Source organism: Kribbella sp. CA-253562 (assembly GCF_050942265.1).
In the GTDB taxonomy this organism is placed as follows: domain Bacteria; phylum Actinomycetota; class Actinomycetes; order Propionibacteriales; family Kribbellaceae; genus Kribbella.
Map to the genome: position 1 here is coordinate 2,818,799 of NZ_CP192049.1, position 11,919 is coordinate 2,830,717.

Consider the following 11,919-nt stretch of genomic DNA (forward strand, 5'->3'; position numbering starts at 1 on the left):
CCAGCCCGAAGCCCCGGAGACACTCCAGCCCGAAGCCGACGCAGAGAAGCAGCCCCTCGACGCCCGACTCCTCCTCCCCGCAGCCGCAGGCTGGATCACCGCGATCCTCCTGATGCCCCACTCCAGCATCGTCGCCGTCATCACCGCGGCAACCGCCACTGCAATAGCCCTGACCCTCCTCACCCTCGCCCTTCGCCGCCGCTCCCGCCTCCTCTTCACCCTTGTCGCGATCACCTCCCTCTCCGCAGGCCTCGCCGCAGCCTCCGCACTCCAAATCCACCGCCTCACCACCGGTCCGATCCCCGCACTCGCCACCACCAACTCCACCGCCAAACTCCACCTCAAGATCACCAGCGACCCAGCAGTCCGCAGCACCCCAGGCAACCGCCGCCCGCCGTACGTCGTGCTCAAAGCAACCGCAGAGCAAGTCACCGCTCGCGGCACCACCACCCGCATCCGCACCCCGATCCTGCTCATCGGCTCACCCGCCTGGCAGCATGTCCGGCTCGGCCAGCTCGTCGAGACCAGCGGCCGCCTCAGCTCGGTCGATCCCGGTTCCGACGTTGCCGCGATGGTCTCCGCCCGAGCGAGCCCCAAGGTCCTCGGCGACCCAGCCTGGTGGCTCCGCGCCGCCGAGCAGGTCCGCGCCGGCCTGCGTGAGTCGGTCGCTGATCAACCGGACGACGTCCGGGGCCTGGTCCCCGCCCTTGTGATGGGCGACGAATCAGCCCTGCCACCCGAGCTCGTCACGGACTTCCAACTCACCGGCCTGACTCACCTTTCGGCGGTCTCCGGTACGAACCTCACCCTGCTGCTCGCCTTCGTCCTCCCACTGGCCCGCCTCCTCGGCGTCCGCGCCCGCGGTCTCACCGTCGTCGGCCTGCTGATGGTCGTTGCCTTCGTCATCCTTGCCCGCCCTCAACCAAGCGTGCTGCGCGCCGCCGCGATGGGCTTGGTCGCGTTGGCGGCGATGACCACCGGCGGTACGCGACGTCGCGCAGTCCGGAGCCTCTCCGTCGCCGTGATCGCACTGCTCCTGCTCGACACGTCCCTCGCACGCTCGGCCGGCTTCGCCCTCTCGGTCCTCGCCACAGCCGGGATCGTGCTGCTCGGCCCTCCCTGGCGCGACGCCCTCGCGACCTGGATGCCGCTCCGCCTGGCCGAAGCCATCTCCTGCCCGCTCGCCGCCCAACTCGCCTGCACGCCGGTGGTCGCCTGGCTCTCCGGTCAGGTCTCCCTGGTCGCGGTCGCCGCGAACCTGTTGGCCGGCCCAGCAGTCGGTCCAGCCACGATCCTGGGCTTCGGCGCGGCCGGAATCGCCTTGCTGAGTTCGGATCTGGCCCGCTTGGCTGGCTGGCTGGCGAGCTGGCCCGCACGGTGGATCATCCTCGTCGCCGAGACCGGCGCTGACCTTCCCGGCGCTGTCAGCCCCTGGCCCGCCACCGTAGTAGGCGTCACGATCCTCACCCTGCTCTGCCTGGCTCTCACCTTCGGTCTGCGCCGAATCCTCACCCGTCCACTGGCAGTCTTGCTGTGTCTCGCCGTACTCGTGTTCGTAGTCCTCCGCCCCACCCCACGCCTCGGCTGGCCACCCGGCAACTGGATCCTCGTAGCCTGCGACGTCGGGCAAGGCGACGGCTTGGTCCTCCGCGCCGGTCCACGTTCCGCCGTCGTCGTGGACACCGGCCCCGATCCCACCCCCATGGACCGCTGCCTCCAAGACCTGGGCATCACCCACATCCCCGTCCTCGTCCTGACCCACTTCCACGCCGACCACGCCGGCGGCCTGGCCGGCGCCCTCCACGACCGCCAAGTCGACGAAATCGAAGTGACGCCGTACTACTCACCACCCGCCGAATTCCGCCGAGTCCAAGCCCTGGCCGCCACGCACCAGATCCCGGTTCGCCCAGTCACTTACCAGGAACGCCGAACCGTCGGCCCCCTCACCTGGACCACCCTCTGGCCGGCCCAGGTCCCGTCCCTCCCCACCAATCCCGACGCCACCGGCGACGACGAAAGCTCCCCCGAGAACAACGCCAGCATCGTCATGCTCGCCGAAACCACCGGCCTGCGCATCCTCCTCACCGGCGACCTCGAACCAGAAGCCCAACGCTCCGTTCTCGCCGCACACCCCGACCTCCGAACCGACATCCTCAAAGTCCCCCACCACGGCTCCGCGCGCCAGGACCCCACCTTCTTCACGACGGCCCAACCCCGCCTAGCCCTCATCTCCGCCGGCCCCGACAACGACTACGGCCACCCCGCCCCCAGAACCCTCGACCTCCTCACCCGAACCGGCACCACCATCCGCCGAACCGACACCTCCGGAGCCATCGCCATCACCACCGAAAACAACACCCTGTCCACCACCTCCCAAGGCCGATCACCGTGATCGCTTTCCTGCGGGCGCTTCGTGGGCGACGGTGGAGCGGCACGACCTACCTGCCGCGCGTCCTGCCTGCCGAGCGTCCTGCGTGCCGCGCGTCGCGGGTGCCGTCCGCTCATCGGGCGATCACCGACTGAGCTCATAACCTTGACCAGGCCTGCACCTCTCCGCCGCCGCTCCCGCGGCCAGCGCGACGCTTCCCAGTGGGTCAACAGCTGAACTAGTTGCCATGAGCATCGTTCTGTGTGTCAGTGCCGCACACCAGCCTTGCCATCAACGACGCCGTACGAGGCAATTACGCGACGGCTCGGCGACGACGATCGATGACGCGGCGAGCCGCTGACGTCTGGTCCTCGGTCATGTGTCCGGTCAGCTGCATCCGGTCATCAAGTACGGCCAAGTCTTACGGGCAACTCAGTGCGCCGACCACCTGACGCAGGTCATCGAGAGGACGAGAAGGCAGACCGACGCGATGTTCCGACCACCCGGCGCGACCGCCGTCCATGCTCATCCCCAGACGGTGCTCGCGCATCGAGCCGTATGCCCTTGTGTACAAGCCTCTAGCTCGTGCTTCCGCGTACCCGCACCCGCGCACCCGATCGCATGCTTCCGCGCGCCCGCACCCGCGCTTTCGCGCGCCCGCTTCAGTGCTCCCGCCCCCGATCCCATGCTTCCGCGCGCTCGGGTCCGCACGCGACCGCGCCCGCTTCAGCGCTCCCGCACCCGATCCCATTTCCTCGCACCCGCGCTCGCCCGCGCCCGCACCCGCACCCGCGCTTTCGTTTCCGCGCTCCCGGACCCATGCTTCCGCGCACCCACACCCGTACCCGCGCGCGCACCCACACCTGTACCCGCGCGCGCACCCACACCTGTACCCGCGCGCGCACCCACACCTGTACCCGCGCGCGCACCCACACCTGTACGCGCGCGCACCCACACCTGTACCCGCGCGCGACCGCTCCGGCACCCGCGCTCCCGCACCCAGTCCCAACGCCTCCGCGCATCCGCGCTCGCCCGCACCCGCTTCCGCGCTCCCGCCTCTGCGCTCCGTTCGTCGTGTTCGGTCCGATGCATCGGCTTGCAGTCACCTCAGACCGCCTGCTGCGCCCAGCCAAGCATCCACAAGTGCCCAGGACTTCGGAACCTCGAAGTGCGTCGCCGATCATCACCCTGAGGGAGTCGCCGGTCGCCAGTGACGGCGATGATGCTGTCACCGGCACCGGCACCGGCACCGGCACCGGCACCGGCACCGGCACCGGCACCGGCACCGGCACCGGCACCGGCACCGGCACCGGCGGCGCGAGGTCGGCATTCGGCGGGGTGGTGCGCTCCATCCGGCCCGATCCGTTCCTGCATCATGTGGCAGGCCTCGGAGGTTGCACCGACCTGGCGTACAGGTACGGACGACATCGCACTTCCCCCGCGGAACTCGCACTCGCGTCTCGGACCCGGTGGAGTCGAGGCGCGAACGCCTCTGGCGTCGGTGCGACGACCGGCTCCACGGCGCTGCAACCTGACGGACGTGGTCGGGATGCGCGAGTGCCGGCCCGCGCGATGAACGGCCCACCGGTCGAGCCGGGCGGCGGTGCTTCGCTCGTGACCTCGGCAGCGTGAGGGATGGGAGCGGCAGTACGCCGCGGCCCGCGCTGTCCGTCCACCCGCGCCTTGCCCAGTGGCGACCAGCGGGGTGGGGCGGGAAATGTCGGTCCGGCGTGGGATGCTGGCACCGTTATGGCTGCTCGGAGAAGTGCTGCGCCGAAGCTGGGGGACGTGCTGCTTGTCACCGGCTCGGAGACGTTTTTGGCGGATCGGGCTGTGCGGTCGGCGATCGCGGCCGTGTCCAAGGGCAAGAGTGACGTCGAGGTCACGGACCTGGGGGCGGGCGAGCTCGACGTGGGGGTGTTCGCGGAGCTGACCGGGCCGTCGTTGTTCTCGGCGGAGCGGGTGCTGGTGCTGCGGATGCTGGAGAACCTGCCGACTGAGATGGTTCCCCATCTGCTGGAGTACGCCGGTGCGCCGGCGGACGACATGCTTGTGGTGCTCGTGCACTCGGGTGGGCAGAAGGGCAAGGCGGTGCTCGACAAGTTGCGCAAGGCCTCGGTGAACGAGGTGGTCGCGACGGCGCCTAAGACCTGGGAGTTGCCGCAGTTCGTGGCGGGGGAGATCCGGTTGCTGGGCGGCACGATCGACGAGCGTGGTGCTGCCGCGCTGGTTGATGCTGTTGGGCATGATCTGCGGGCGCTGGCCGGGGCCTGTTCGCAGTTGGTGTCGGACTCCGGCGGTCAGGCGATCTCCACGGAGTTGATCGGGCAGTACTTCGGCGGCCGGGCCGAGGTGACGAGCTTCGCGGTGGCCGATGCGGCGATCGCGGGGCGTACGGAGCCGGCGTTGGAGCAGCTGCGCTGGGCCTTGGACTGCGGAGTCGCCGCGGTGCTGGTGACGAGCGCGATGGCGGGTGGGCTGCGGGGGCTGGCGAAGTTCTCGAGCGCGCCGCCGGGGTTGCGCGAGGCGGATCTGGCGCGTGAGGTCGGCGTACCGCCGTGGAAGCTGAAGACGCTGCGGCAGCAGGCGCGCGGATGGACGCCGGGTGGACTGGCGACGGCGATCCAAGCGGTTGCGCAGGCGGACGCCGATGTGAAGGGTGCGTCAGGGGACGCCGGGTATGCGCTGGAACGGATGGTCATCACCGTCAGCCGAGCGCACGGCCGCCGCTGAGCGTAGGAACGCCTGGGTGACGGGGAGCCGCTGACCGTTCGACTTCGCCTGGCCCAGCCCAAGAGGCTCGCGTTGTCCGGGATTGAGCGGCGGATGGCGGTGCGGTCGCTTCGCGGAAGGTTGCCCGACGTGCGATCAACCGAGTCGACGTCTGGATCGACGGCGCACTTCGAGCACCTCGCCGCGGGCCGCGGCTAGACGCCGAGCGGCCGCACGCGGCGGAGGGCGATCGGCCGCGCAGGGCAGAGGCGATCGGCCGCAGGGCAGAGGCGAGCGGCCGCGCGGGGCAGAGGGAAGGCGGGCCGGTGGGATCGCCCAAGGCATCCCGGCAACGCCTCAAACCGGTTTCGGGCACGCAAAAACGATCGGCCCGGTCCACCAAGTGGAGGGCCGATCGTCGGGTGCGATCAGAGCGCGGCGGCCTTCTTGAAGATGGACGACTTGCGGTTCGCAGCCTGGTTGGCGTGGATGACGCCCTTGCTGGCGGCCTTGTCGAGCAGGCGGGCGGCCACGCGGGCCTCCTCCTGCGCCTTCGCGGCGTCGCCGGCGTCGGCAGCCTCGCGGAAGCGGCGAACAGCCGTCTTGAGGGTCGACTTCACCGACTTGTTGCGAAGCCGCGCAGCCTCGTTCTGGCGGTTGCGCTTGATCTGGGACTTGATGTTCGCCACGGAGCAGAGCCTCGATCAGGAGTTTGCGGTCAGTACAGGAAAGGTGGCGGGTGCAGGGCGGAAGAACCGACGCACACACGCGAAGAGACAGATTAGCAACAACCCCGAGGCTTGACCAAACCGAGCAGTCACCACGGCGTCATCACAACCCGCAACGACGGGCAAAACCCCGCGCGCGAGCCCGCGGACGGCGTACCGGGGCCCGGTGACGCGGTGTCGATCGAGCGTGACATCAGGCCAAGGCACCGGCATACTCGGGGCCCCGTGACGCCGTTGGGGGCGGCGTCACCGGCGGCGTGCGAGCCGGTGTCCCGTGAGCCGATGTCGTGCGTGCCGACCCGCCAGCTCCGTCCAGCTCTGGAGGAACTCCGTGCCAGCTTCTGCCCGCCGGCGTCTGACGGTACTCACCGTCGCCGCCGTCAGCGCGACCGCCCTGGTCGCCACCGTCGTGAACCACGCGACGGCGTCCACCCCAACCGCGACCCAGGCCGCACCGCTGGTCAAGGAGTCCGGGACCGGCGCGTACATCGTCCAGCTGGACGACGCCCCGGTCACCGAGTACGACGGTGACATCGCCGGCCTGGCCGCGACCCGGGTGCTGCCCGGCGGCAAGCTGGTCCGGGAGGCGACCCAGGTGGTCGGCTACGTGCAGCACCTCGCGCGGGAGCGGAGCCAGGTGCTCGGTCAGGTGCCGGGCGTCCAGAAGCTGTACGACTACAACTACACCTACGCCGGGTTCTCGGCGCGGATGTCGCACGACGACGCGGTGAAGCTGGCCAAGTCGTCCGGCGTGACGAGCGTCGAGCCGAGCGAGCTGCAGCACGCCGACACCGTCGACACCCCGCGGTACCTCGGCCTGTCCGGCAAGGGCGGCGCCTGGCAGCAGGCCGGTGGCGTCGACAAGGCCGGTGACGGCGTGATCGTCGGCGTGATCGACTCCGGCTTCACCCCCGAGCGGGCCAGCTTCGCGCCGATCAAGACCACCCGGGCGTCGGACGCGCTGATCGCGAAGAAGTGGAAGGGCACCTGCCAGGCCGGCACCGAGGCTCCGGTGACCTGCAACAACAAGGTGATCGGCGCCCGCTACTTCGACGCGGGCATCGGCAACCGGCCGATCCCCGAGGAGTACCGCTCGCCGCGCGACTACGGCGGCCACGGCACCCACACGGCCAGTACGGCGGCCGGCAACTACGGTGTCGACATGTCCGTGCTGGGCCGTGACTACGGCACGGGCTCGGGCATCGCCCCGCACGCGCGGCTGGCGATCTACAAGGTGCTCTGGGCCGTCGACCAGGCCGGTGGCGGCAGCGGCACGGACGCCGACATCGTGGCCGGCATCGACGCCGCGGTCTCCGACGGCGTCGACGTGATCAACTACTCGATCTCCGGCTCCGGTTCGACCTTCGTCAACGCGACCGGCCTGGCCTTCCTGCGCGCCGCGCGGGCCGGCGTCTTCGTCTCCACCAGCGCCGGCAACACCGGCCCGGGCGTCAGCACGGTCGGCAAGAACTATCCGTGGGTGACGACCGTTGCCAACGGCACCCACGACCGCGACGTCCAGACCACCGTGACGCTCGGCAACGGCCAGTCCTACACCGGTGCGGGCATCGGTGCCGGTACGCCGCAGTCGCCGGTCGTGCTCGCCAAGGACGCCGGCCTGGCCGGTGCCGACCAGGCGAACTTGGCGCGCTGCATGCCCGGCACGCTCGACCCGGCCAAGGCGACCGGCAAGATCGTCGTCTGCGACCGTGGCGTCAGCGACCGCGTCGACAAGAGCCGCCAGGTCAAGGCCGCCGGCGGCGTCGGCATGATCCTGGTCAACCCGACCGCGAACACGCTCGACTCCGACCTGCACTCGGTGCCGACCGTCCACCTGGACCACGTGGCCGGTCCGGAGGTCAAGGCGTACGTCGCCGCGACCGCGAACCCGACCGCCACGATCGCGGCCGCCAAGACCGTCCGGGTGAACGCGCCCAAGGTCGCCAGCTCCTCCAGCCGCGGCCCGTCGCTGGCCGGCAACGGTGACCTGCTCAAGCCGGACGTGATGGCGCCCGGCACCAATGTGCTGGCCGCGACCTCCGCCTTCGCGGCGGCCGGTGGCGAGTACGCGTTCATGAGCGGTACGTCGATGGCCGCGCCGCACATCGCGGGCGCCGCCGCCGTGCTGAAGAGCCGCTACCCGACCTGGTCCCCGATGGCGATCAAGTCGGCGCTGCTGACCACCGCGACCTCGCTGGACACCGCGGGCAAGCCGATCCAGAACGACTCCGGCTCGCCGGGCACCCCGTTCGGGTACGGCGCCGGCCTGATGCAGCCGAGGAACGCGATGGACCCCGGCCTGGTCTACGACTCGTCGTACGACGACTGGGCGCGGTTCGTCTGCGGCTCCGGGCAGGTCGGCGCGACGCACGAGCTGTGCGCCAAGGGCAAGATCGACCCGAGCGACCTGAACTACCCGACGATCGCGATCGGCGACCTGGCCGGCAAGCAGACCGTCAAGCGGACCGTGCGCAACGTCGGCAAGCTGCCCGAGGTCTACTTCCCGAAGGTGGAGGGACTGGCCGGCTTCAAGGTCACCGTGACGCCGAAGATGCTGGTCCTCCTGCCGGGCGCCAGCGCGTCGTACCAGGTGACCTTCGAGCACAACGGGGCGCCGCTGGAGCAGTACTCGTTCGGCAAGCTCAACCTCCGCTCGTCGCAGCACGTGGTGAGCAGCACGCTCGCGATCCGGCCGCTGACCGTGAAGGCGCCGGTCCAGGTCAACGGCACCGGCACGACCGGCTCGGTCCCGGTCCCGATCACCTCCGGGTACACCGGCACGCTGCAGACCTCCGCGGTCGGCCTGGCCGCTGCGGGTGTCGACGAGGCGACGCTGAAGAACCCGGGCGGTGTCTCGTTCCCGACGGCGAACCCGGCGGCCAACGAGCACGTCGCCAAGTACACCGTGACGGTGCCGGCCGGGACGAAGTACGCCCGGTTCTCCACCTTCGACGCCGACTACCCGGCGGGCACGGACGTCGACGTGTTCGTCTACAAGGCCGGTACGACGACCGTGCTCGGCAGCAGCACGGGTGGCTCGGCTGAGGAAGAGGTGAACCTGCCTGCTCCGGCCGGCGGCTCGTACGACGTCTACGTCGACCTCTTCGCGGGTGCTGACGAGCAGAAGGTCCAGCTGAACCACTGGGAGCTCGCGACTCCGGCCGGCAACCTCACGGCGACTCCTGCCAGCCAGAGCGTCCAGGCGGCCGGTCAGACCAGCGTCACCGCTTCCTGGTCCGGCCTGACGGCTGGGACGCGCTACCTCGGCCTGCTGTCCTACACCGACGGAGCCGACGGCTCCGGCTCGACGGTGGTCCGGGTCGACAGCTAGTACTCATGCCAGTAGGCCCCACGCGATCGCGTGGGGCCTACTGGCGTTTCAGGCCTCGATCGGCTTGACCGATGCGCTGTCGGGAGAGGTGAAGACCTTCTCGCAGGCCCCGGACGCCACCGCGCACCGATAGACCGTGTCCTCCGGGAGCAACGCCGGTGGCGGTTCGGTCGGCGAGGGAGGCGTTGTGGGCGCAGGCCGGCCTACCTCCCGGATCGAGCCGACGACCAAGACGTGCTCGGCATCCTCGAAGGTCAGGATGCTGGGGATGCTCGGCGCCTGGCCGAGCTGGAACGGCACCAGCTTGCCGGACCGCACGTCGAACACGCCCACCTGAACGGCGGCACTCGCACCGTCGGGGGAGAGCACCGGGTTCAGCCCGTTCTGCTCGCAGTACTGACGACCAGTGGTCAGCCGGCCTCCGGACAGTTGCGCGGAGGTGAGGCAGTTCTGCCGTCCACCGACCTGTGCTGACGTGAGGATCCCGCTGGACTGCCGAGCGACATCGACAGCGGAAGCGGTCTTCGGCAGGGTTACCGAGGTCAGCTGCCCGGTCTTGGGTTGCCAGACCGACAACTGGCTGACGGCCATGAAGTTGCTGGCGTTCGACGCCCAGAGCCCGGCTTGGTTCCAGCCGTGCAGCTGCGCCTCGTACGGCAACGTCCTTCCGGCGAGCGGCCGGCCCGACGCCACGTCGTACACCTGCAGCTTGCTCCCCTCGAGGCCCGCGACCTGCGTGTGGTCGGGGGAGAGCACGGGCAGGCGGATCCCAGGATCGGTGGCCGGGCCGATCTGACGCACCGTGCCGTCGGCTGCCAGAACGCCGATGCGGTTGCTCGTCCTGGTGTAGCTGATCAGCCAGCCGCCGGAGACCCGGCCGAGCACATCGGCGACGTCTTCGGTCAACCTGACGACCTGGTCGCCGTCGTGCAGCGTGCGCTCGCCGCCCTGCATCGACAGCACGTACGGGACCTTCAGCCCCGGCGGCTGCGGAACCGGCGCGACAGGAGCATCGTTCAGGCGCGCCACGAGAGCCATCGACGCGATCAGTACGGCGACAGCTGCCGCGGCGAGCAGCGGGATCCAGGCGCGGGAACGCGCTCGCGGCGTCTCCAGCCCGGGAGCTTCGGCGTCGTCGGGGATCGTGCCGGCCTTGGCCTGCAGGTAGTCGCGCAGGCGCGACTCGGTGTCGGTCATCGGGATTCCTTCAGCTGCTCGGTGAGGATCGCGAGGCCTCGCGACGCGGTGGCGCGTGCGGTCGACTCGCTGATCCCGAGGGTCTGGGCGATCTCGCCGTGCGAGAGGTCGAGGTAGTAGCGCAGCACCAGGACCTCCCGGGTACGCCGGGGGAGCGTGCTCAGCGCCCGCTGCACCTCCAGGCGTTCCTCGCCGAGCACGACCTCGCTCTCGGCCGATGCGCCGGGCCGGTCGGCCGGTGGGATGTAGAGCCGGGCGACGCGTCGCCGGCGGAGGGCGGAGCGGCTGCGGTTGAGCACCGTCGTCCGGAGATACGCCAGGGCTTTGCCGGAGTCGTCGAGCGGCCAGCGACGGTACAGCTCGGCGAACGCCTCCTGGACCAGGTCCTCGGCCTGCTGGCGGTCGTCGACCATCAGCACCGCCAGCCGGACCAGACCGACCCAGTGCTCCCGGTACAGCCGGGTCACCGCCGCCGGTGTGTCGTCAGGCACCGGTACGGCGGTGCCGATACTCGCCATGGGTTCAGTCACACCCTGAAGACGCCCGGCACCGTAAAACGCTGCATCGGTCGAGGCGCCACATCAGCCGAGGCGTTCGCGCAGCCAGTCGAAGTGGGCCAGCGCGGTCTGGTGCTGCCAGGCCCGCATGGTCGGGATGCTGGGCTGCGGGGGCTGGATGCTGCCCCACAGCAGTCCGGCGGCGATTGCCGAGATCAGGCCGTTGACACCTGGCTCGTCAGGGAGTGCCGGCAGCTCCACGGAGCCGTACATGTCGGCGCAGAGGATCACCGTGTCGGTCCAGACGGGTGCGATCGACGCATGCGCCCAGTCGATGAACACCACCCGGTCCTCGGTGAGCAGGAGATTGTCGGCACGCAGGTCCCAGTGCACAAGGGCACTGCCCTTCGCCAGCTCGTCCAGCCCGGTGCGGGCCAGCTCGGCGAGCTCCTGCTCCCGGCCGACGGCCCAGTCCGGTACGGCGACGCCGTCGGCGATCAGCAGGTCCCACCGGCTCAGGAAGCGCTTGCTGCGCTCGGCGGCGACCGGCGCGTCCGGCCAGGGCGACGGGTCGAGCGACTCGCTCAGCTCGGCGAGTGCGTCGAGGACGCGAGTGGCGTCGTACTGGTGCCAGGGGTGGGGCGGGACGTAGCCGGAGATGTCCTCGAGCAGGATGCCGACCCAGCTGCCGTCGTCGTACACGCCGAGCAGACCGGGAGTGTGCGGCATCGGCCCGATCGCCTGCATGGCGACGATCTCCTTGCGGATCAGGTCAGGCGTGTCCGGATTGAGCTCCGGTCCGACGGCCTTGACGAACCCGCGCCGCCCCGACGCGGTCACCAGCCGCGCCGCGACGCCGGGCGAGAAGCCACCGCGCTGGGTGACCGCCGAGACCACCGACGAGCCCAGCGCACGCTCCACCCAGGCCCGGACGCGCGCGGGCGCGCTCTCGTAGGGCAACCGGTCCACCACGGCGTGTGCCATACGGCTAGAGGGTAGACGGCGGGTGCGCCGCTCGCGCACGGTTTTCCACCGCCCGGACGCACGAATGCGCAAACGGCTGGTGTGTCATGGGAAGATGGAGCA

General features: G+C 70.4%; 7 protein-coding genes. 3 read left to right on the forward strand and 4 right to left on the reverse strand.

Annotated elements, in window-relative coordinates; all coding sequences use genetic code 11:
- The first annotated feature begins 112 nt into the window (after window positions 1–112).
- Together ACQPXM_RS13550 and holA are read left to right on the forward strand one after the other, a co-directional pair.
- A complete protein-coding gene (locus tag ACQPXM_RS13550; protein WP_432948383.1) occupies window positions 113–2,392 on the forward strand; it encodes a ComEC/Rec2 family competence protein in 2,280 nt (759 codons plus the stop codon).
- Window positions 2,393–4,156: 1,764 nt separating this feature from the next.
- Window positions 4,157–5,101, forward strand: a complete 945-nt coding sequence (holA, locus tag ACQPXM_RS13555) for a DNA polymerase III subunit delta (protein WP_432948385.1) — start codon at window positions 4,157–4,159, stop codon at window positions 5,099–5,101.
- Between the two features lie 407 nt (window positions 5,102–5,508).
- Here holA and rpsT read toward each other — a convergent pair whose 3' ends face one another.
- Window positions 5,509–5,769 carry a 30S ribosomal protein S20 gene (rpsT, locus tag ACQPXM_RS13560; RefSeq protein WP_077013070.1) on the reverse strand — a complete coding sequence of 87 codons (261 nt, stop codon included), beginning with the start codon at window positions 5,767–5,769 and terminating at the stop codon, window positions 5,509–5,511.
- 370 nt (window positions 5,770–6,139) lie between these two features.
- Here rpsT and ACQPXM_RS13565 point away from each other — a divergent pair, with 370 nt between their 5' ends.
- Window positions 6,140–9,139 (forward strand): S8 family serine peptidase, encoded by a 3,000-nt coding sequence (locus ACQPXM_RS13565; RefSeq protein ID WP_432948388.1) that lies wholly within the window; start codon window positions 6,140–6,142, stop codon window positions 9,137–9,139.
- Window positions 9,140–9,187: 48 nt separating this feature from the next.
- Here the strand turns inward: ACQPXM_RS13565 and ACQPXM_RS13570 are convergent, their stop codons facing one another.
- From ACQPXM_RS13570 to ACQPXM_RS13580, 3 genes are all read right to left on the reverse strand, one after another.
- Complete coding sequence (locus ACQPXM_RS13570; protein ID WP_432948390.1) at window positions 9,188–10,336, reverse strand: hypothetical protein; 1,149 nt, start codon at window positions 10,334–10,336, stop codon at window positions 9,188–9,190.
- Complete coding sequence (locus ACQPXM_RS13575; protein ID WP_432948392.1) at window positions 10,333–10,854, reverse strand: RNA polymerase sigma factor; 522 nt, start codon at window positions 10,852–10,854, stop codon at window positions 10,333–10,335. The genes ACQPXM_RS13570 and ACQPXM_RS13575 overlap by 4 nt, the downstream gene beginning before the upstream one ends.
- A gap of 63 nt (window positions 10,855–10,917) precedes the next feature.
- Window positions 10,918–11,817 (reverse strand): phosphotransferase, encoded by a 900-nt coding sequence (locus tag ACQPXM_RS13580; protein ID WP_432948393.1) that lies wholly within the window; start codon window positions 11,815–11,817, stop codon window positions 10,918–10,920.
- Between the last annotated feature and the right edge of the window lie 102 nt (window positions 11,818–11,919).